Here is a 20,443-nt window from a genome sequence, read left to right as displayed (position 1 = left end):
ATCCGTACCGGAAAGTAGTGGGCTGTCACCAGCGACAACACCACATGACCCCTGGGTGACGACTTCGGCGGCGCGTGGAGATGCACCACCGACGGGACTAAGGTGAGGTTGTGACTCGGCGAACCAAGATTGTCTGCACCATGGGTCCGGCCACTTCCAGCGACGAGAAGCTCAAGGAACTCGTCGCCAGCGGTATGGATGTGGCCCGGATGAACTTCAGCCACGGCAAGCATGAGGACCATGCTGCCGTCTACGCGCGCGTCCGCAAGGCCTCCGATGCTGCGGAGAAGGCCGTCGGCATCCTCGCCGACCTGCAGGGACCCAAGATCCGGCTCGGCCGTTTCGACGGCTGTGACGGCGCCACCGTCTGGGAGACGGGGGAGGAGGTCCGGATCACCGTCGACGATGTCGAGGGCACCCACGACCGCGTCTCGACCACCTACAAGAACCTGTCCGAGGACGCGCACCCCGGCGACCGGCTCCTGGTCGACGACGGCAAGGTCGGACTTACCGTCGCCTCGATCGACGGCAACGACGTGGTCTGCACCGTCACCGAGGGCGGTCCGGTCAGCAACAACAAGGGTCTGTCGATGCCGGGTATGAGCGTCTCGGTGCCCGCACTGTCCGAGAAGGACATCGCCGACCTCGAGTTCGCACTCGACCTGGGCGTCGACCTGGTCGCGTTGTCGTTCGTGCGCAGCCCGTCCGACATCGAACTCGTCCACGAGGTCATGGACCGCGTGGGTCGCCGGGTTCCGGTCATCGCGAAGCTGGAGAAGCCGGAGGCCATCGAGAACCTCGAGGCCATCGTCTTGGCGTTCGACGCGATCATGGTCGCCCGCGGCGACCTGGGTGTCGAGCTGCCGCTCGAGGAGGTGCCGCTGGTGCAGAAGCGGGCCATCCAGATGGCCCGCGAGAACGCCAAGCCGGTGATCGTCGCGACCCAGATGCTCGACTCGATGATCGAGAACTCGCGCCCCACCCGCGCCGAGGCCTCCGACGTCGCGAACGCGGTCCTCGACGGCGCGGACGCGGTCATGCTGTCCGGCGAGACGTCGGTGGGCAAGTTCCCGCTCGAGACCGTCCGCACGATGGACCGCATCTGCCGGGCCGTCGAGACCGGCCCGCGCGACGTGCCACCGCTCTCGCATGTGCCCCGCACCAAGCGCGGCGTCATCTCGTACGCGGCGCGCGACATCGGTGAGCGCCTCGAGGTCAAGGCGCTCGTGGCGTTCACCCAGTCCGGCGACACCGTCCGACGCCTCGCCCGGCTGCACTCGCGCCTGCCGCTGCTGGCCTTCACGCCGACGCAGGAGGTGCGTAGTCAGCTCGCCCTGAGCTGGGGCACGGAGACCTTCATCGTCGACCACGTCGACACCACCGATCACATGATCGACCAGGTCGACCACCAGCTGCTGCGCATCGGCCGTCTGGCCGAGGGCGACGTGGTGGTCATCGTGGCCGGCGCCCCGCCGGGCACCGTCGGCTCGACGAACATGATCCACGTCCACCGCATCGGCGAGCAGGACCACTGACGCCGGAGGCGTTGAGCAGACCACTGACGCCGGAGGCGTTGAAGGAGACCACTGACGCCGGAGGCGTTGAGCAGACCACTGACGCCGGAGGCGTTGAGCAGACCACCAGGAGTGTGAGCCCCGGTCTGTCACTAGGGTGAAGGCCATGACCGTGGAACAGGCCGGGGATCTCGGCAAGCTGCTGGCACTGCTCGACGTCGAACGTCGCGACGAGGACGTGTTCATCGGGCAGCACCCGGAGCAGGTCACCGCTCGGACCTTCGGTGGACAGCTTCTCGGGCAGGGCGTGGTGGCCGCATCCCGCAGCCTTACCCGTGGCAACCCGCCGATCCACGCTCTGCACGCCCACTTCATCCGTGGTGGCGATGTCACCAAGCCGATGGAGTACCACGTCGACCGATTCCGCGACGGCAAGTCCTTCGCCAATCGCCAGGTCACCGCCAAGCAGGACGGCGAAGAGATCTTCACGATGCTCGTGGCCTTCCAGGACAACACCGCCGGGCTCGAACACGCCGTCGAGATCCCGCAGGTGCCCTACCCGGAGGAGTTGCCGCCTCTCGGTGAGCATTTCAAGGGTTACGAGGACCGCATCGCGACCTTCGTGAACGCCTTGCATCCCGTCGACATCCGCTTCGCCAACGACCCGAGCTGGAAGGCGAAGGAGGCGGGGCGCAAGCTCACCGACAACCGGGTGTGGATGAAGGCCGACGGCGTGATGCCCGACGATCCCGTGATGCACGTCGCCGCAATGTGTTACGCCTCGGACACCACGGTTCTCGACTCGATCATCACCACGCACGGACTGTCGTGGGGCATCGACCGGCTGTTCGCCGCGACCGTCAACCACTCGATGTGGTTCCATCGCGAGTTCCGCTTCGACGACTGGCTGCTGTACGCGACGCGTTCGCCGGTGGCGACCGGTTCGCGCGGAATGGGCTCGGGACGGTTCTGGACGCGCGACGGCACGCTCGCGACCTCGGTCGTCCAGGAGGCACTGATCAAGTATTTTCCGCCGAAGAAGTGACGCACCGGACATGACCATCGGCCAGGAGATGTGGCTGGATCCGGGCCCTCCGCTGCCGCGCCGCACGTGGCAACGCAGGACCCGGGTGCCGGTCATCGTGGGTACGACGATCGCGATGGTGCTGTTCGCGGCCGTCGCGCTCGGCGCCCTGCTGTCGGGTGTGCTGCGCACCCCGACCTTCACCGCGAAGGGCGGCGTCGTCGCCGACTGCGCGACAGAGGTCGCTGCGGCGCCCGGCGGCGGACAGATCGCCCGGGGGACACCGGTCTTCGTCTACGACGCCGCGGGCGGAGAGGTTGCGACGACCTCGCTGACCGGGTTTCTCCGCAGCGACACGGGCTGCCAACTGACGTTCGAGGTCGACGGCGTGGAGTACACCGATGCCGGCTATGTCGTCCGCGTCGGCGAGAGCTTGTCACAACCGGTGTCGACCGCTGCCCTCCAGAAGGGTGCGGTCCTCCGGCCGTTCGGCTGAATCCTCCGGGTCTTCGCCGTTCTCCCGCCGCGACATGGGCGGCAGTTGTCCGGACAGGCGGTGAACCCCGGGTTAAACTTCGCCGGATCAATGGTGGGCCCGGACACGTTGTGTCGATTCCTTTTTCGACACCCCGCAGTCAGCCGGGCCGCGATGTCGCCGGGATTCCCGGCTGCGACATCCGAGGCGTAGGGAGTGTGCGTGGAGTACAGCATCGACTGGGGCAACGAGGTCTGGGCCAGCCTGAAGTGGCTGGCCATCGCATTCGGCATCTCCGCGGTCGCGATGCTCGTCATCGGCTTCCTGCTCGCTCGCTTCAGCCGATGGGGCCGACCCCTGTGGCGCGTGATCGGTGGTTTCTTCACCGAGCCCGGCACCCGTCTCAAGGCCTGGGGACTGGCCGCGCTGCTCACGGTGCTCGCACTGCTCGGTGTGCGGATCACCGTGCTGTTCTCCTACTTCAGCAACGATCTGTTCACAGGTCTCCAGACCGCCGCCGAGGGACTGGGGGCCGGCGGCCCGCAGGGGGCCGAGATGCTGCAGATGGGCAAGGACGCCTTCTGGCACTCGATGGCGGTGTTCGGCATCCTCGCCACAGTCCACGTCGTGCGCACGATGATCGAGATCTACGTCGGGGCAGCCTTCGAGATCAACCTGCGCCGCTGGATGACCGGCGGCGCGGCGGCGGACTGGATGGACGGGCGTGCTTTCTATCGCAATCGTTTCGTCGACCTGAGCTCGGGCCTCATGCGCCGGAAGTGGTTCCGCCGCACGTCGGAGCCGTCGCAGAAGCCGACCGACATCCATCCCGGCGTCGACAACCCCGACCAGCGCATCCAGGCCGACATCACCAACGTCGCCTCGGTCGGGTCGTCGCTGCTCTGGGGTGGCGGTGGCTCGTCGACCAACGGTGTGCTGACCGCGGTCGCCTCGATCGCGTCGTTCTCGAAGATCCTGTGGGACCTCTCGGGCCCGGTGACGCTCCTCGGCGTCGAGATCCCGCGGATGATGATGTGGCTGGTCCTGGTGTACGTGCTCGTGACCAGCGTCGTGGCCTTCGCCATCGGCCGCCCGCTCATCCGACTCAACTTCTGGCAGGAACGTCTCACCGCGAACTTCCGCTACGCCCTCGTCCGAGTCCGCGACGGGGCCGAGAACATCGCCTTCTATCGCGGCGAACGCGTCGAGCACAACGGCCTGATGTCACGCTTCGCGGCGGTCATCAAGAACTACTGGCAGATCATCCACGTCCAGATGGCCTTCGTCGGCTGGAACTTCAGCGTCAGCCAGCTCGCGGTGGTGTTCCCGTACCTTGTTCAGATCCCACGATTCTTCGACGGGCAGATCAAACTCGGCGACATGCAGCAGACCGCATCGGCCTTCGGCGAGATGCACGACGCGTTGTCGTTCTTCCGGACCGCGTACGACGACTTCACCGGCCTGCGCGCCTCGATCATCCGTCTCGACGGGCTCGCCGATGCCGACGTGAAGTCGCGTGCCATGCCCGAGATCACGACCGTGGATCGGGACCGGGCTGTTCGTCTCGCCGATATCAGCGTCAAGACCCCGACCGGCGACGAACTGATCCGCGCGCTCAACATCTCGCTCGACCCCGGTGACGCACTCGTCGTCAAGGGCCGGTCCGGTTCGGGTAAGACCACCTTGCTTCGCGGACTCGCGGGCCTGTGGCCGTTCATCGATGGTGAGTTCTCCCGTCCACCGGACGCGCACACCTTGTTCCTGTCCCAGATGCCCTACATCCCGCTCGGTGACCTCCGTACAGCCGTCGCCTACCCGGCGCTGCCCGACGATGTCGGTGACGAGGCGATCAAACAGGCTCTGGAGCAGGTCTTCCTGCCGCACCTGACCGGCCGCCTGTACGACGAGGAGGACTGGGCCAAGGTCCTGTCGCCGGGTGAGCAGCAGCGCGTGGCGTTCGCCCGAATCCTGTTGACGAAGCCGCAGGCGGTGTTCATGGATGAGGCGACCTCGGCGGTCGACGAGGGCCTCGAGTACGCGCTGTATCAACTGGTACGCACCGAACTCCCGGACACGATCCTGGTGTCGGTCAGCCACCGCAGCACCACCGATCAGCACCACACCGAAGTGCTCGAACTGACCGGTGGCGGGGCGTGGACGCTGTCGTCGATCGACTCGAGTCCTTCGCTTGACAAACGGTCTTGACCTGCAGGTTGTCGATCCGGGTCGCGTTTGCGTGAACCGATCCTTGCTGCTGCAACTACTCGCTAGTGTGATGTGCACCACAACCATCGCACTGGCGAGTAGGGGCCCAGATGACCGCAGCAGACCTGATCACCTTTCCCCATGAGACCGGCGTCGACGTGTCGACGCTCCCGGCCGCGTTCCAGCAGACCGTCACCGTCCGTCCGGACGCCGTGGCGATCCGTACCGTCGGTGGCATCCAGCAGCTCACCTGGTCGCAGTACGCGACCCGCGTGGAGGCGATCGCCGGCGGTCTCGCCGCCCTCGGCGTGGGGCGCGGGGACACCGTCGGCATCATGCTGACCAACCGGCCGGAGTTCCATCTGGTCGACACCGCGGCACTCCACCTCGGTGCGGTCCCGTTCTCGATCTACAACACCAGCGCCCCTGACCAGATCGAGTACCTGTTCGGCAACGCCGAGAACAAGATCGTGATCACCGAGCAGGTCTTCCTGCCGGTGATCACCGCCGCGAACACCGGCGTCGAACGCATTGTCGTCGTCGACGGCGTGGCCGACGGCGCCATCTCACTCGACGACGTCGAACGCACGCCTCCGCCAGAGGGTTTCGACTTCGCCGCGTCGTGGCAGGCAGTCGAACCCGAGGACCTCGCGACCCTGATCTACACATCGGGCACCACTGGGCCGCCCAAGGGCGTCGAGATCACCCATCGCAACATCGTCGCGGAGATGGCGGCTCTCGCCGAGAAGCTCGACGTGGGATTCGACGACCGCTCGATCTCGTATCTGCCGGCTGCCCACATCGCCGACCGGGTGTCGTCGCATGCAGCGAACCTGATGCGCGGGATACAGATCACCACAGTGCCCGATCCGCGCGAGGTCGCGACGGCTCTACCCGAAGTGCATCCGACGTTCTTCTTCGGGGTTCCGCGGGTGTGGCAGAAGATCCGCGCCGGCATCGAGGCCAAGGTCGCCGAGGAGTCCAGTCCGGTCAAGAGGGCTCTCGCCGGTTGGGCTTTCGGGGTCGGCGCATCGACCGCGCAGGCGCGTATCGACGGCAAGGGGAGCGGCCTTCTGGGCGGCGTCCAGCACGGAATCGCCGACAAGCTGGTCCTGCACAAGGTGCGTGCCGCACTCGGACTCGACGAGGTGGTCTTCGCGGGATCGGGAGCCGCGGCGATCCCGGTAGAGGTGCTGAAGTTCTTCCTGGGGCTGGGGATTCCGATCCTGGAGGTCTGGGGGATGTCGGAGACCACCGGCGTCTCGACGATGACCACCCCGGACAATCTGAAGATCGGCACCGTGGGCCCGCCGATACGAGGGATGGAGGTCAGGCTCGCCGACGACGGTGAACTGCTCGTCCGCGGCCCCGTCGTGATGCGCGGCTACCGCAACCAACCCGAGAAGACGGCCGAGACGATCGACGCCGACGGTTGGCTGTCCACCGGGGATATCGCGACGATCGACGACGACGGCAACGTGATCATCGTCGACCGCAAGAAGGAACTCATCATCAACGAGTCCGGAAAGAACATGTCACCCACCAACATCGAGAACGCGATGAAGGCGGCGTCGTCGTTGATCGGTCAGGTCGCGGCGATCGGGGATTCGAAACCCTATGTGTCCGCACTCGTGGTCCTCGACCCGGAGGCAGTGGCGGTACGAGCCAAGAGGCTGAGCATGCCGAACGCCGACCTGGCCGAGTTGTCGACGCATCCCGAGATCGTGGAGGAGGTCTCGTCGGCGATCCGGACCGGCAACGGAAAGCTGTCCCGCGTCGAACAGGTGAAACGATTCACCATCGTCCCGGCGGCGTGGGACCCGGGCGGCGACGAGCTGACCCCGACGATGAAGTTGCGTCGCAACCCGATCGCGGCCAAGTACGCAGCCGAGATCGGCGCACTGTACGAATCGGAGCCGGGTGGGTCCGTCGTGGATCTGCGGTCATGACCGCCGACGACGACTCGGCGGGTCCCGAACTCGGTCCGGTCGACTACGTCGTCGTCGAGTGGGCGGGGACGCAGCCCACGGGTGAGGCGTTGCCCTACCTGATGGACCTGATCGACCGCGGGATCGTGCGACTCATCGACATCGTCTTCGTGTCGAAGGCGACCGACGGCACCATCGCCGAGCTCGGGATCGGAGAGCTGGGCGCCGAATTCGCGATCTTCGACGGTGCGGCGACGTCGATTCTCGACGACACCGACATCCGCGAGGCCGCCGCCGCACTGGAACCCGGTTCCAGCGCAGCGATTCTCGTGTGGGAGAACCAGTGGGCGGCGCCGTTCGCCACCGCCCTGCGCAACAACGGCGGGCGAGTGGTCGCGTCGGGCCGGATCCCGGTCGACGCGCTGCTCGAGACGCTCGACGCGATCGAGGAATGAAGGGACAGGTGTCATGCCAGGTCTGATCCGCGGGGTCGCCCGCACGGCCGTCATCTCCGGAACCGCCACGGCGGTGAGCAATCGGGTGTCCCGACGCCAGGCGAGTCGCTGGGCACAACAGGGCACCGTCACCCAGCAGGATCCGACCGCTCAGCAGTACCCGCCACCCCAGTACGCGCCGACCCCGTACCCGGAGTCGCCGCCCCCGCCACAGCCGCCCCGACCGCCGGCGCAGTCGAGCAGTACGGACACGATCACGGCTCTGAAGGAACTCGGTGCGCTGTATCAGCAGGGCATCCTCACCGAAGCCGAGTTCGCCGCGCAGAAGGCCAAGATCCTCGGGATGTGAGGGTTGGGACCGGGCACCAGGTCAGGACGGCTCGACGGTGAGCTCGTCTGCGTCGTCGAGGTTTTCGAGGGCGGCCTGGCGGGAGGTGTCCTTGAGCGCCACCCCCGACCGGCCGAGTTTGCGGGCGCCGTCGACCAGTGCGGTGGTGATCCGTGCGGCGACCTCGTAGTGCAGTCCGTCTGGCGGGTGGATGTTGGAGATGCAGTTGCGATCGGCGTCGGTGCGGCCGGGCCGGGGCAGATGGGTCAGGTAGATGCCGAGGCTGTCGGCGACCGACAGTCCCGGCCGTTCACCGATGATCACGATGAGGGTCGTCGCGCCGAGTGCCTCACCGATGTGGTCGCCGAGTGCGACGCGTGCCTGGGTGGCGATCACCGGCGGCGCGATGGTGTAGCGATCCTCGAACGCGTCGAGGAGTGCGGCCACGAGGCCGTGAGCATGATCGACGACCGCGCGCGGCGACAAGCCGTCGGCGATGACGATCCCGATCTCGGCGCCGCACTCGGTGAGGGCGGACAGATCCTCCGGCATCCGGCCGAGATCGGGCCGGCGCAGGTACTCGCCTCGGTCGGACGCCCGGCTCGTCACGACGACCGGATCGCCGAGGTCGAGGTCGGCGAGCGACTCGGCGAAGGCCTCGGCGTCGAGGGGTTCGTGAACGGCGTCCCGCGCTGCCGCGTGCGCAGCCTGGAACTCCAGCACGCGACGCGACGGCAACGAGTTCCCGGCGCGCCCCAAACCGATGCGCGCCTGAGTGGTCCGCCGCATCGCGGCCCAGACGTCGTCGCCGTCGGAGACCGGAGACCGGTCCGGGGTGCTCATCGCCCGGCCGCCAGGGGCAGGAGCGGGGAGGAGGCCGGATCGACCGGGAGGATTCGGCCGTCGGCGTCGGACATGCCGAGTCGGGCGAGCCACGCCTCGAACTCCGGCGCGGGGCGCAACCCGAGTGCCTGGCGGACGTACAGCGCGTCGTGGAACGCCAGGCTCTGGTAGCCGAGCATGACGTCGTCGGCGCCGGGCACCGCGATCACGAACGCCGCACCGGCGACACCGAGGAGCGTGAGCAGGGTGTCCATGTCGTCCTGGTCGGCCTCGGCATGGTTGGTGTAGCAGACGTCGACGCCCATCGGGAGTCCGAGAAGCTTGCCGCAGAAGTGATCTTCGAGTCCGGCGCGGATGATCTGTTTGCCGTCGTAGAGGTATTCCGGGCCGATGAACCCGACGACGGTGTTGATCAGCAACGGGTCCAGTGCGCGCGCCACCGCGTAGGCCCTCGTCTCGAGGGTCTGCTGGTCGACGGGCTTGCCGCCGGTGCCGAGGTGGGCGCCCGCCGACAATGCGGACCCCTGACCGGTCTCCAGGTACATGACGTTGTCGCCGACCGTGCCGCGTCGCAGGGACCGACCGGCCTCGTTGGCCTCCTGCAGGATCGAGAGATTCACCCCGAATCCCGTGTTGGCTCCTTCGGTTCCGGCGATGGACTGGAACACGAGGTCCACCGGGACGTCCTGACCGATCAGGTCGACGGTGGTGGTGACGTGGGAGAGGACGCAGGATTGCATCGGGATCTCGAACCGCTGACGGATCTCGTCGAGCATGTGCAGCAGGTCGGCGGTCGCCTGTGGTGAGTCCGACGCCGGGTTGATCCCGATCACCGCGTCGCCACAACCCATCAGCAGGCCGTCGAGTGTGGCTGCGGCGATTCCGCGCGGGTCGTCGGTCGGGTGGTTGGGCTGCAGGCGGGTGGCGATCCGGCCGGGGAGTCCGATCGTGGTGCGGAAGGCCGAGGTCACCCGGATGGCCGAGGCAACCAGGATCAGATCCTGGTTGCGCATGATCTTCGATGTCGCGGCCGCCATCTCGGGAGTGACAGCAGGGGAGATGCGGGCGATGCGTTCGGCAGCGCCGGCGCGGGTGGAGATCTCGAGCAGCCAGTCGCGGAACCCGCCGACGGTCAGGTGCGAGATCTCGTCGAAGGCCGCGCGATCGTGGGTGTCGACGATGAGCCGGGTCACCTCGTCCGACTCATACGGGACGAGGAGATCGACGAGAAAGTCCGAGAGCGGGACATCGGCCAATTGCCATGCCGCAGCTGCACGTTCGGCATCCGACGTGGCGGCGCAGCCGGCCAGCTCGTCACCCGAGCGGCGGGGTGTGGCCTTCGCCATGAGTTCGACGAGGCCGTCGAACTCATAGGTCGTGCCGGAGATGGTCTGGGTGAATCTCATGGTCCCCGAAGTCTAGGTTCGCCCGGCCCTGTGTGCATGGCGAACGAACCGCTCGGATCGGCATGGATCCGACAGTGACCCTTGACACAGCAAACACGATGAATGTACGTTCACTCATACCAACACCACAGTTCATGAGTGGACTCCCCGCGGCGCCCGAGACGCCGTTGACCACTGCAGACGCCCCGCATGGACGTGCCCCGGGCGATTCCCCACACAAGGAGTGAGCAGGATGGATTACGAGGACATCGACTACACGGTCGAGGGACCCACCGCGATCATCACCATGAACCGACCGCATCGGTACAACGCCTTCCGGGCCAAGACGGTCGAGGAGATGATCAACGCCTTCCGACGTGCCTGGGCCGACAACGGCGTGCAGGCGGTGATCCTGACCGGGGCCGGCGAGAAGGCGTTCTGCACGGGCGGTGATGTGAAACAGCGTGCGGAGACCGGTGATTACGGTCCCAGCGAGAGCGGCATGTTCGAGATCGGCAACCTGCACAAGACGATCCGTGACATCCCCAAGCCGGTCATCGCCGCGGTCAACGGACTCGCCATCGGCGGTGGTCACGTGTTGCATGTCCTGTGCGACCTCACCATCGCCGCCGACACCGCACGCTTCGGTCAGTCCGGGCCCAAGGTCGGCTCCTTCGACGCGGGGTTCGGCTCGGCCTTCCTCGCTCGTGTGGTGGGGGAGAAGCGGGCCCGGGAGATCTGGTACCTGTGCCGGCAGTACGACGCCGAGACCGCCGAACGGTGGGGCCTGGTCAACTGGGTCGTCCCGGCCGCGGACCTGCTCGACGAGGCGAAGAAGATCGCCGCCGAGATCGCCGAGAAGTCGCCCACCACGCTGCGTTTCCTCAAGCAGAGCTTCAATGCCGACACCGACCACCAGGCCGGGCTGTCGAATCTCGCGATGAGCGCGCTCGACCTCTTCACCCATTCCCCGGAAGGGCTCGAGGGAGCCAATGCCTTCGCGGAGAAGCGCGCGCCGCAGTTCAACCAGTACGTCGGTGCCTGATCACCGTCCCCGCGACAGCACAGAGGAAATCTCATGAGTGACAAGCACATCGCCGTCGTGACCGGAGCCGGGTCCGGCATCGGCAAGGCCATCGCGCTCGGCTTCGCGGCAGAGGGCACCACGGTGGTCGCGGCCGACCTCGACCTCGACGCCGCCAAGCGCACCGCGGAGGAGGCCGGTTCCATCATCCCGATGGCCGTCGACGTCGCCGACCGGGCGAAGGTCGACGAACTGCGGGACGCCGTGAACGCCGAGGTCGGTGTCCCCGACATTCTCGTCAACGCGGCCGGCTGGGACCGCACGGACCAGTTCCTGAACGCCACCACCGAGTTCGCCGAGAAGGTGGTGGCCATCAACTACCTCGGCCCCGTGCACATGGCCAGCGCGTTCCTGCCCGGCATGGTGGAGGCGTCGAAGGCCGACGGCTGGCAGGGTGGCCGCGTCGTCAACCTCGCCTCCGACGCCGGTCGCGTCGGATCGGCGGGCGAGACCATCTACGCCGGCGCGAAGGGCGGCGTCATCGCCCTTTCGAAGTCGCTCGCGCGGGAGATGGCCCGTTATCAGATCACCGTCAATGCGGTCTGCCCCGGACCGACCGACACCCCGCTCTTCCAAGCACAACCGGAGAAGCTGAAAGAGGCTCTGGTGAAGGCGATCCCGTTCCGGAGGCTCGCTCGCCCCGACGAGGTGGCCGCACCCGTCCTGTTCTTCGCCTCGCCCGCGGCGTCGTTCATCACCGGTCAGGTGATCAGCGTCAGCGGCGGTCTCACCATGGCCGGCTGACCGGCCACCACCCACCCCGGACCGAGAAGAGAACCGAGGGAATCGACATGACCCCCGAGACGAGTTACGTCTACGACGCGCACGCGTACCGAAGTTTCTTCGAGCACGAGTTCACCTACCTGAACGGATTCCGCCGCAACGTCGGCCGCTACGCCGGCGAGGTCGCGATGATCGACCCACTCACCGGCCGCCAGTGGACGTACGCCCAACTCGGTTCGGCGGTGGACGAACTCGCGGCCGGTCTCGCCGATCGCGGGGTGACCGACGGCGACGTGGTGGGTTACCAGTTGCTCAACGGCCCGGAGTTCGCCCAGCTCTACCTGGCGACACAGGCAGCCGGAGCGGTCGGGTCGCCGGTGAACTTCCGGCTCGCGGCCGGGGAGACGGCTGTCATCCTCGACATCAGCCGGCCGAAGGTCTACGTCTACGACGCCTCCATCGGTGCGATGGTCGACGAGGCCGTCGCGCTCGCCGACCACACGCCGGAACTGCTCGTCGGAGTCGGCGACGGGGAACTCGTCCCCGGCTCCATCCGCTTCGACGACCTACCCGTCACCGGCGGTGCGGCGCCGACCGTCGCGCGTGGCGTCTTCGACGAGACCACCCGGCTGTACACATCAGGGACGACCGGGATGCCCAAGGCGGTGCCGATGAACTCGGCCATCGAGATCTTTTCGGCGCACGACGTGATCATGCACTTCCCTCTGTCCCCGGACGACCGGACGCTGAACATGACGCCCTGGTTCCACCGGGGCGGACTCTACTGCGCCGGGCCCAATCCGTCGTTCTACCTGGGTTCCTCGGTCGTCCCGATGCGCACGTTCGATCCGGAGCTGACGCTCGACTGGGTGGAGAAGTACCGGCTGACGTTCCTGATCGGTGCGCCGACCAACCTGGCGATGCTCGCCGGCGCACAGTCGGCGAACCCGCGCGATCTCACCAGTCTGCGCGGCATCGTCACGATGGGCGCACCGCTCGAACGTGAGGCGGCGCTGCGCTACCAAGAGGTGCTCACCCCGCGGATCTTCAACGGCTACGGCAGCACCGAGGGTTTCTGGAACACCTTCCTGCGTCCCGACGACCTGCCCGATCACGCCGGTACCGCCGGCCGCGCCTGCATCGACGACGACGTCCGCGTGGTCCGCGTCCACGACGACGGCCATCTGGCGAGCCCGGATGAGGTCGTCGCCCGCGACGGTGAAGAAGTCGGCGAGGTCATCATTCGGTCGCCCAAATGCGCGGCCGCCTACTACGACTCCCCACAGCAGGAGAGGGCGAAGTACAACGGGAGCTGGCTGCACATCGGCGACCTGGCCACCTGGGATTCGGGCGAGTTCGTCACCATCGTAGGACGCAAGGACGACATGCTCCTGTCCGGCGGCGAGAACGTCCACCCGGTCCAGGTCGAGGAGGCGCTGAACGGCCATCCGGGCGTGTCGGATTCGCTGGTGGTGGGTGTCCCCGACGAGCAGTGGGGAAGTCTCGTAGTCGCCTACATCGTACCCGCCGACGGGGATGCGCCAACGCCAGAGGATCTCGACGCGTACTGCCGCACACATCCGATGCTGTCGCGCTTCAAACGGCCACGCGCATACCGCATCGTCGAGTCCCTACCCGTGTCGGCGACCGGGAAGAAGCTGCACTACAAGGCCGCCGAATCCGCTGCACGGGAGATGACCGACGGCGCATTCGCCGCGCCGGCCACCGACCGCGTCCACGGCTGACACACCCGAACGGGAGAATCGATGTCCTCACTCACCCACGAGCTCGAACACAAGCACTTCCGTGAGACGGTCAGACGCTTTGTGGCCGAACAGATCACGCCTGCGCACGCCGACTGGGAGAACGCCGGGCAGTGGGATCGCGGCCTCTTCGTCGAGGCGGGCAAGAACGGGCTCCTCGGCTTTCCCGTACCCGAACAGTTCGGTGGTCCCGGGGTCGACGACTTCCGATACAACGCGATCCTGATCGACGAGGTGGCGCGGACCGGCGCCGCCGCCGAGGCCATCGCTTTCTCCCTGCAGAACGACGTCGTCCTGCCGTATCTCACCGAGCTGACCACCGACGAGCAGAAGGCGCGCTGGCTGCCCGGAGTGGTCGGCGGCGACACCGTGCTGGGGATCGCGATGACCGAACCCGGGGCGGGCAGCGACCTCACCGGTATCCGCACGTCCGCCGTCCGCGACGGCGACCACTACGTCGTCAACGGTGCGAAGACCTTCATCTCCAACGGTCGCAACGGCGACCTCTTCGTCGTCGCCACCCGGACGAGTTCCGAGAAGCACAAGGGGCTCACGCTTTTCGTCGTCGAGGCCGACACTCCCGGATTCGTGCGGGGTCGCAAACTCGACAAGATCGGCCTGCACGCGCAGGACACCAGCGAACTCTCCTTCGAGGACATGCGCGTCCCCGCGGCCAACCGGCTGGGCGAGGAGGGTGAGGGCTTCTATCAGCTCGTCCGCAACCTTCCGCAGGAACGGCTGTCGCTGGCCGTCGGTGCCGTCGCGGCCGCTGAGGGCACCTTCGCGCGCACCCTGGAGTACGTGCGGGAGCGCACCGCGTTCGGATCGCCGGTCTCGTCGTTCCAGAACACCCAGTTCGTCGCCGCCGAGCTCGCGACCGAACTCGACATCGCCCGCACGTTCCTCGACGACTGCATCGCCGAACACGTGGCCGGGGAGCTGACGCCGGCGCGTGCCGCGAAACTCAAGTGGTGGGCCACCGAGTTGCAGGTGCGCACCGCCGACCGGTGCCTGCAACTGCACGGCGGATACGGCTACATGCGCGAGTACCCGGTGTCGCGGGCCTTCGTCGACGCCCGTATCCAGACGATCTACGGCGGCACCACCGAGATCATGAAGACCATCGTCGCCAAGGACCTCGGTCTGTAGGACTTGTACAGTGAGTGAACCCTGATTCATCGCGCCTGATCCACAGGCCGGTGGTTCGGATCGATGTTCATCAGCCGACCAGAAGGAAGTACTGCGATGGCGAAACCCGCCACGGCGAGGTCGTCGGCCGACCTGGCCGTCGAGGAGGCGGTGCGCGCGGTGCGCGTCACCACGCGCCGCCGGCAGCTGCTCGACGCCGCGGTGAAGGTCATGGAGCGCACCGGCTTCCACCAGATGTCGATGCAGGCGCTCGCCGAGGAGGCGCAGGTGAGCGTCGGCCTGTTCTACAAGTACTTCGGCGGCAAGGAAGAGATCCTGCTCGCCGCGATCGTCGACATCCTCGAGGCCTTTCGTGATCAGCTCCAGCCCGCCATGGACCGTGCCGGCGACGACCCCGTCGAGCAGTTGATCGCGGGATTCCGGCAATACGCGACCATCGTCGACGAGAACCGCGACGCCGTCGTGCTGACCTACCGGGAGAGCCGCACGCTCGACGCCGCGGGACGTGAGCGGATCAAGGAACTCGAGGTCGAGACCTCCGCGCCGATGCGGGCCGCGGTCACCGCCGGCATCGAGGCCGGGCTCATCCTCGATGTCGACGCCGACCTCGTGGTCTTCGACCTGATGATGCTGGCGCACGGATGGGCGCTCAAGCACTGGCATTTCGCGCCCGGATACGACCTCGACCGGTACGTCTCGGCGCAGCTCCGCTTCGCGTTGCAGTCCCTCGTCGTCGAGGACGCCCTACCGACGTACCTCGCCCGCCTCTGAGATCGGTTCCGCCCGAGCCGGTGTGGCGAGCGCGCGCGCGTAGCAGCCCATCGCCCGTCCCGCGGCGAGGATGGCGTCGGTGGAGCGCTGGGTGCGGGCGACGATGAACGCTCCCTCGAGCGCCGACACCGCCGCGGTCATCAGTGAGCGGGCGTCCGCCTCGGGGAGTCCGCGCGCCGTGAACAGGGCCGCGCCGGTGTCGATCCACGACGACATGACCTCGGCGGCGATCTCTCGGAGGTCGGGTTCGGCGTCGGCGATCTCGCCGGCGACGGTCCCGACGGGACACATATTCAGCCACCCGCCCTGTTCGATGGTCTCCGCGGCGGCGACGAACGCCGCCTCGATCCCGTCGGCGGGGTCGTCGTAGGGAGCCAGGAGCATGCCGACCAACTCGCCGTAGGCCGTTCCGGACTGTCGGAGTGCGGCGGCCGCGATGTCCCGCTTGCCGCCTTTGAAGTGGTGATAGATCGAACCGATGGGGGCACCGGACATCTCGACGACCTGTTTGATCCCGGTCGCGGCGTACCCCTGCCGGCGCAGGAGCTCGGTCATCGCCACCACGATGCGCTCATCGGTCTTCACCCTGGTCATTCTAGAACAATGATTCTAGAATGATCATTCTAGGGGCCGGGTCGGCCTCGTCCGTCCGAGGTGAGGAGCGTGCACCATGTCCGAGCTCAACCGGAAGACGAGCGCCGCGTCGGGTGTTCTCCAGCGAATCGAAACGCCGGCCGGCACGGTCGAGTACGCGGAGGACGGGGATGGGCCGCCGGTCGTGTTCCTGCACGGCCTACTCATGGACCACACGGTGTGGGACGACGTGATCCCGTTGCTGCCGAACGGGTTTCGCTACATCCGCCCGATCCTTCCCCTCGGGTCGCACCGTATCCCCCTCAACGAGGACGCGGACCTTTCGATGGACGGGATGGTCGGGCTGGTCGCGGACATCCTCGACGCCCTCGACCTGCGCGACGTGACCCTCGTTCATTCCGACTGGGGCGGTTCGCTGTTCCTCACCTCGCTCGGGCGGGACGAGCGTGTCGCGAGGATGGTGGTTCTCCCGTGCGAGGCCTTCGAGAACTTCCCGCCCGGATTGCCCGGCAAGATGGCCACCCTGGCGGTGCGCCTGCCCGGGGGCATCACCCTGGCGGCACGCCAGCTGCGGGTCGGGTGGCTTCGGCGATTGCCGGTGCTGTGGGGATGGATGGTCGACAAGCCCGTCGACGACGAACGAATTCGCCGGTGGACGGACCCGGTCCTGCGTGACCCGCGTATCCGGCGCGACGTCACCAAGTACGCGACGACGTCGTTCGATCCCGCCGAGCTGGTTCGGAAAACCGAGGCATTGCGGGGGTTCGGCGGAGAGGTGCTCGTGCTGTGGTCGCCCGACAACCGGGTGATGCCACCGGCGCACGGACCACGTCTCGCCGAACTCGCGCCGCGGGGCCGCTATGCCGAGATCCCCGGCGCGGCGGTGCTGTCCATGCTCGACGAACCGCAGGCAGTCGCGCGCGAGATCGGCGCATTCCTCACCGCCGCCACCAGGGGCTAGTACGTCTGGGCTCCGGAGTCAGGAGCCTTCGATCTTGAAGCCGACTTTCAGGGTGACCTGGAAGTGCGCGATCTGTCCGTCCTCGATGTGACCACGGGTCTCGGTCACCTCGAACCAGTCCAGATGGTTGACCGTCTGCGATGCACGGGCGATGGCGTTCCGGATCGCGTCGTCGGTGCCGGTCGCGGCCGAACCGACCACTTCGATGACCCGATAAACATTGTCGGACAAGGATTCTCCCTCCGTTGGGGTCGGCCCGGTCACCTCATGGGCAACCGGACCGCCTCTTGGGTGATCTCGTTTCTGTCTACCCCTAAGATGCGGAAAATGAACACCGAATCGGCAAACCGAGATCCCGGCGCGAGGTGCCCGTGCCTGTCCGGATTCCCCTTCGGCGAATGCTGCGGACCCGTCCTCGCCGGTGAGCGCGCCGCGCCGACCGCAGAGGCGCTGATGCGCTCGCGCTTCACCGCTTTCGCCCTCGGTGACCGCAACCACCTGTTGGTCAGCTGGCACCCCGACACCCGCCCGGACGACCTCGAACTCGACGACGCGATGCGCTGGTACCGCTTGGACGTCGAGTCGACGGACGGTGGATCGCCGTTCGACACCGAGGGGGAGGTCACCTTCACCGCGTACTACAAGTCCGGTTCCGAGCGAGGGTCACTCCACGAACGCAGCCGTTTCACCCGGTACGACGGGCGGTGGGTCTATCTCGACGGGGTGCTCGGCTGAGTCAGCTGTCCACGTAATCCCAGAACTGGAGCCAGGTGACGTTGGCGAAGATCACCAGGCACACGATGTAGAGCAGCAGAATCGTCACGGCCCCGGCCAGATTGCTGCGCAGGCCATTGCCGTCCACCGGATCCAGCCAGCGGCGGAACGGTTTCGCCGCCCACGGCATGAGCCACCATTGCATCAACCCGACGCTCACGACCTGACTCAGCCACAGTGCCAGCCATGGTTCCGCTCCGATACGGTCGAGCACCGGTCCGAGGAACCGGGACAGAATCATCACCGTGGGGTACAGCACCAACAGGACCATCATCGCCGACTTCCAGTTCGGCGTCTGACGGAAGCGGCCGTTGTCGGTGCGCACCGTGGTGCCGAAGGCGGTGGTCGCCGACATCGTCTCGAAGTCGTGGGTGAGGCTCGATCGCAAGATGTCGAGCGCTTCGCCGCGTTCCCGAGATGACACCCAGGCCGATAGCTGCCGGGCGGTGCGGAAGCGCAACACCGACAGCGCGGTCCCGGTGGCGTCGTCGATGAACAGGGCGGTTCCTTCATATCCGCTGAACTCCGATGCGGCGTCGGTCAGTTCACGCTGCGCGCGGAGGAACTCGTCGGACCTGCCCGGGAGGATGTCGTGACGGAAGGCGCCGACTCCGGACGGGGGAGCCTCGCCGTCGACGAGTTCGAGCGTCGGCGCCGACGGCAGCCAACCGAGATCGCGTCCCTTGCGCAGGATTTCCGCGCGCCGGGCGCTGTCGACCCACCGGTCACATGCCATCTCGTCGACGAAGGTCGCCGCCACCGCCGGTTCGAAATGGCCATCGGTCACCGTCGAGATGTCGGTGCCGAGGCAGCCCTCGGTGTCGGCCGCCGACGCGGCGAGCAATGCCGCCCAGTCGGCGAATCCCGCCTGCGAAGCGGGATGAAAGACGGACAGGGTGACAACCATCGCGCCGGCTACACCACCACTCGTCGGCCCTGGACGTAGACCTCGGCGACCGAGGATTCGCGAATACCCATCAGCAGCCCGAAGAGGGTCTGATCGCGGGCGAGCATGGGATCGTCCGAGCGGACCGCATTCTCCAGCGTGGCTTTCAGGCCGTCGGCCGGCTCGATGACGAGGAAGTCCGCCTCCTTGCCCTCGTCGAAGTTGCCGAAGCGACTCTCCATGTCGAGTGCGCGCGCTCCGCCGAGTGTTCCGATGAACAGCATTTCCGCCGGATGCATCGACACCCCCGCCTCGCCGGGTTCGGTGATGTGTTGCTTGAAGGCGTCGCCGAGTACGCGGGGGATGAGCCACTCGTCACCGCCCCCGAAATCGGTTCCCGCGGAGATGTTCACCCCGGACGCGACCGTGCGTTTCCACGGCATCGTCCCGGAACCGAGGAACAGCTGCGACACCGGGCAATGCGAGATCGACGTCCCGGTCTCGGCCATGCGCGCCAGTTCGGAGTCCTGGCAGTGCACGGAGTGCGCGAGGATGGTGCGCGGACCGAGCAGGCTCTTGCCGCCGACCTGTGATCCCGGCAGGAACTTCCCGTCGTAGGTGTCGAGATACGAGTCGACCTGATAGACGTTCTTGGTCGTGTCGATCTCGCCGGTTCCGGGCCGGCCGTTCTCGTTGAGATGGGTGTGCACGTAGACGCCCCGGTCGCGGTACTCGTCGTAGAGCTCGCCGAGGTTCTGCAGTGTCTGGGTGGTCACCGACAACGAGAACCTCGGGACGATCGCGACGTGCAGGAGCGCTGTTCGGTGGTCGCCGGTGTCGGCGGCGTGCCACTTCTCGATCTCGTTCCTCGTCAGGCGGATCGCGTCCTCCTCCGACGTGAGCAGTGGCTTCGCGGTATCGCCGCCCACGGTCTGGATTCCGCGCCCGGAGACCAGGCGCAGCCCCGCCTTGCGGGTCTCCTCGAACAGCGCGTCCTGCGCGTGGGGAAACGCCGACCCGAACGCCATCATCGCGGTCGTCCCGGCCGCGACCCGTCGCTTGGTGAACTCGACCGCCGCGGCTCGCGCGAACTCGGGATCGACGAACTTCGATTCGGACGGGAAGATGCAGAGGTTCAGCCACTCCAGAAGCTGTCCGCCACCGTAGGAGTCACCCGCATAGGTCTGCGGGAAGTGGATGTGCGTGTCGACGAAACCGGGGATCAGGTAACCGCCGGAATGCTCGTGCCGTCGAGCGGAGGCGAACTCCGCTGGTAGCCCGGACTTCTCACCGCAGTACTTGATCATGCCGTCGGCCCCGATCGCCAGGGCGCCGTCGGGGATCTCCACGAGCGCGTCGGACGCTTCGGTGATCAAGGGGCTGCCGGCCAGATGGAAGATGTGACCGTGGTGGACATGATCGGTCATCGAAAGCTCCTCCGCTCACGAGCTGACATCACGTAATCGGGCATCACCGCACAAGAATTTCACGCTCGTCACGGTGGTGCAGAACGATATGGTCGTGGCGCGGTGGACGTCGTCGTCGTCACAGGCTCGCAGCCAGTATGAACAGCCCTACCCG

20 protein-coding genes are annotated in these 20,443 nt (G+C 66.9%); 14 read left to right on the top strand and 6 right to left on the bottom strand.

Annotation, left to right across the window (positions count from 1 at the left end; genetic code table 11):
* The first annotated feature begins 110 nt into the window (after positions 1-110).
* From pyk to C5O27_RS17775, 7 genes are all read left to right on the top strand, one after another.
* Positions 111-1,535: a pyruvate kinase gene (gene pyk / locus C5O27_RS17805; RefSeq protein ID WP_006360580.1), complete on the top strand. Its 1,425-nt coding sequence runs from the start codon at positions 111-113 to the stop codon at positions 1,533-1,535.
* A gap of 145 nt (positions 1,536-1,680) precedes the next feature.
* Positions 1,681-2,559 (top strand): acyl-CoA thioesterase, encoded by an 879-nt coding sequence (locus C5O27_RS17800; RefSeq protein WP_127963282.1) that lies wholly within the window; start codon positions 1,681-1,683, stop codon positions 2,557-2,559.
* A gap of 10 nt (positions 2,560-2,569) precedes the next feature.
* Complete coding sequence (locus C5O27_RS17795) at positions 2,570-3,034, top strand: hypothetical protein (RefSeq protein WP_127963281.1); 465 nt, start codon at positions 2,570-2,572, stop codon at positions 3,032-3,034.
* 201 nt (positions 3,035-3,235) lie between these two features.
* Positions 3,236-5,218 carry an ABC transporter ATP-binding protein/permease gene (locus C5O27_RS17790; protein WP_127963280.1) on the top strand — a complete coding sequence of 661 codons (1,983 nt, stop codon included), beginning with the start codon at positions 3,236-3,238 and terminating at the stop codon, positions 5,216-5,218.
* A 110-nt stretch (positions 5,219-5,328) separates the two neighbouring features.
* Complete coding sequence (locus C5O27_RS17785) at positions 5,329-7,167, top strand: AMP-dependent synthetase/ligase (protein WP_127963279.1); 1,839 nt, start codon at positions 5,329-5,331, stop codon at positions 7,165-7,167.
* Positions 7,164-7,601, top strand: a complete 438-nt coding sequence (locus tag C5O27_RS17780) for a DUF6325 family protein (protein WP_127963278.1) — start codon at positions 7,164-7,166, stop codon at positions 7,599-7,601. The genes C5O27_RS17785 and C5O27_RS17780 overlap by 4 nt, the downstream gene beginning before the upstream one ends.
* A gap of 13 nt (positions 7,602-7,614) precedes the next feature.
* Positions 7,615-7,950 carry an SHOCT domain-containing protein gene (locus C5O27_RS17775; protein ID WP_006360586.1) on the top strand — a complete coding sequence of 112 codons (336 nt, stop codon included), beginning with the start codon at positions 7,615-7,617 and terminating at the stop codon, positions 7,948-7,950.
* A gap of 21 nt (positions 7,951-7,971) precedes the next feature.
* Here C5O27_RS17775 and eutC read toward each other — a convergent pair whose 3' ends face one another.
* Positions 7,972-8,772 carry an ethanolamine ammonia-lyase subunit EutC gene (gene eutC, locus C5O27_RS17770; RefSeq protein ID WP_127963277.1) on the bottom strand — a complete coding sequence of 267 codons (801 nt, stop codon included), beginning with the start codon at positions 8,770-8,772 and terminating at the stop codon, positions 7,972-7,974.
* A complete protein-coding gene (locus tag C5O27_RS17765; RefSeq protein ID WP_127963276.1) occupies positions 8,769-10,178 on the bottom strand; it encodes an ethanolamine ammonia-lyase subunit EutB in 1,410 nt (469 codons plus the stop codon). The genes eutC and C5O27_RS17765 overlap by 4 nt, the downstream gene beginning before the upstream one ends.
* Positions 10,179-10,410: 232 nt before the next feature.
* Here C5O27_RS17765 and C5O27_RS17760 point away from each other — a divergent pair, with 232 nt between their 5' ends.
* From C5O27_RS17760 to C5O27_RS17740, 5 genes are all read left to right on the top strand, one after another.
* Positions 10,411-11,202, top strand: a complete 792-nt coding sequence (locus C5O27_RS17760) for an enoyl-CoA hydratase-related protein (protein ID WP_006867652.1) — start codon at positions 10,411-10,413, stop codon at positions 11,200-11,202.
* Positions 11,203-11,235: 33 nt separating this feature from the next.
* Positions 11,236-11,985 carry an SDR family NAD(P)-dependent oxidoreductase gene (locus C5O27_RS17755; RefSeq protein ID WP_006360589.1) on the top strand — a complete coding sequence of 250 codons (750 nt, stop codon included), beginning with the start codon at positions 11,236-11,238 and terminating at the stop codon, positions 11,983-11,985.
* A gap of 47 nt (positions 11,986-12,032) precedes the next feature.
* Positions 12,033-13,709 (top strand): class I adenylate-forming enzyme family protein, encoded by a 1,677-nt coding sequence (locus C5O27_RS17750; RefSeq protein ID WP_006360590.1) that lies wholly within the window; start codon positions 12,033-12,035, stop codon positions 13,707-13,709.
* Positions 13,710-13,730: 21 nt separating this feature from the next.
* Positions 13,731-14,876, top strand: coding sequence for an acyl-CoA dehydrogenase family protein (locus tag C5O27_RS17745; RefSeq protein ID WP_127963275.1), 1,146 nt, complete (start codon positions 13,731-13,733; stop codon positions 14,874-14,876).
* Between the two features lie 96 nt (positions 14,877-14,972).
* A complete protein-coding gene (locus tag C5O27_RS17740; protein ID WP_127963274.1) occupies positions 14,973-15,647 on the top strand; it encodes a TetR/AcrR family transcriptional regulator in 675 nt (224 codons plus the stop codon).
* On the opposite strand, the gene C5O27_RS17735 is transcribed toward C5O27_RS17740, so the two are convergent.
* The gene (locus C5O27_RS17735) at positions 15,621-16,241 is read right to left on the bottom strand and encodes a TetR/AcrR family transcriptional regulator (protein WP_127963273.1); all 621 of its coding nucleotides are present in this window, start codon (positions 16,239-16,241) and stop codon (positions 15,621-15,623) included. The two genes, C5O27_RS17740 and C5O27_RS17735, sit on opposite strands and share 27 nt — an antisense overlap.
* A gap of 76 nt (positions 16,242-16,317) precedes the next feature.
* Between C5O27_RS17735 and C5O27_RS17730 the strand changes: the two genes are divergently transcribed.
* Positions 16,318-17,202, top strand: coding sequence for an alpha/beta fold hydrolase (locus C5O27_RS17730; protein ID WP_127963272.1), 885 nt, complete (start codon positions 16,318-16,320; stop codon positions 17,200-17,202).
* 18 nt (positions 17,203-17,220) lie between these two features.
* On the opposite strand, the gene C5O27_RS17725 is transcribed toward C5O27_RS17730, so the two are convergent.
* The gene (locus tag C5O27_RS17725; protein ID WP_006867659.1) at positions 17,221-17,433 is read right to left on the bottom strand and encodes a dodecin; all 213 of its coding nucleotides are present in this window, start codon (positions 17,431-17,433) and stop codon (positions 17,221-17,223) included.
* A gap of 96 nt (positions 17,434-17,529) precedes the next feature.
* Here C5O27_RS17725 and C5O27_RS17720 point away from each other — a divergent pair, with 96 nt between their 5' ends.
* Entirely contained in the window at positions 17,530-17,937 is a 408-nt protein-coding gene (locus C5O27_RS17720) for a YchJ family protein (protein ID WP_127963271.1), read from the top strand.
* 1 nt (position 17,938) lies between these two features.
* Here the strand turns inward: C5O27_RS17720 and C5O27_RS17715 are convergent, their stop codons facing one another.
* Positions 17,939-18,883 carry a putative antibiotic biosynthesis monooxygenase gene (locus C5O27_RS17715; RefSeq protein WP_127963270.1) on the bottom strand — a complete coding sequence of 315 codons (945 nt, stop codon included), beginning with the start codon at positions 18,881-18,883 and terminating at the stop codon, positions 17,939-17,941.
* Positions 18,884-18,891: 8 nt separating this feature from the next.
* Positions 18,892-20,289 carry an amidohydrolase family protein gene (locus C5O27_RS17710; RefSeq protein WP_127963269.1) on the bottom strand — a complete coding sequence of 466 codons (1,398 nt, stop codon included), beginning with the start codon at positions 20,287-20,289 and terminating at the stop codon, positions 18,892-18,894.
* Between the last annotated feature and the right edge of the window lie 154 nt (positions 20,290-20,443).

It is taken from the genome of Gordonia alkanivorans (assembly GCF_004011905.1).
In the GTDB taxonomy this organism is placed as follows: domain Bacteria; phylum Actinomycetota; class Actinomycetes; order Mycobacteriales; family Mycobacteriaceae; genus Gordonia; species Gordonia alkanivorans.
This window is presented reverse-complemented; position numbering and strand designations above follow the sequence as displayed.